A 500-nucleotide genomic window follows, 5' to 3' on the forward strand; every position below is an offset into this window, starting at 1 on the left:
TTGTGTGGGTGTAGCGGAAGTGGATTGGAATGTCCTGCCGTAGACGGTGAGAGTCCGGTACGTGAAACACCCGTGCGTGCAATTGGTGTGTTGCCCGAGTAGCAGCGGGCTCGTGGAATCTGCTGTGAATCTGCCGGGACCACCCGGTAAGCCTAAATACCTGCTTATGACCGATAGCGGATTAGTACCGTGAGGGAATGGTGAAAAGTACCCCGGGAGGGGAGTGAAATAGTACCTGAAACCATGTGCTTACAATCCGTCAGAGCCCTTTTTTGTGGGGTGATGGCGTGCCTTTTGAAGAATGAGCCTGCGAGTCAGCGGCATGTCGCGAGGTTAACCCGTTTGGTGGGGTAGTCGTAGCGAAAGCGAATACTAACTAGTGTGTTGTTAGTGGCATGTCCTGGACCCGAAGCGGGGTGATCTACCCATGGCCAGTGTGAAGCAGAGGTAAGACTCTGTGGAGGCGCGAACCCACTTAGGTTGAAAACTGAGGGGATGAG

At 54.0% G+C, this 500-nt stretch carries 1 rRNA gene; it reads left to right on the forward strand.

From position 1 onward, the window contains the following. Window positions 1–500, forward strand: a 23S ribosomal RNA gene (locus tag QP978_RS10780); the annotation flags it as partial.

It is taken from the genome of Corynebacterium sp. MSK035, assembly GCF_030232615.1.
Lineage (GTDB): Bacteria > Actinomycetota > Actinomycetes > Mycobacteriales > Mycobacteriaceae > Corynebacterium > Corynebacterium jeikeium_D.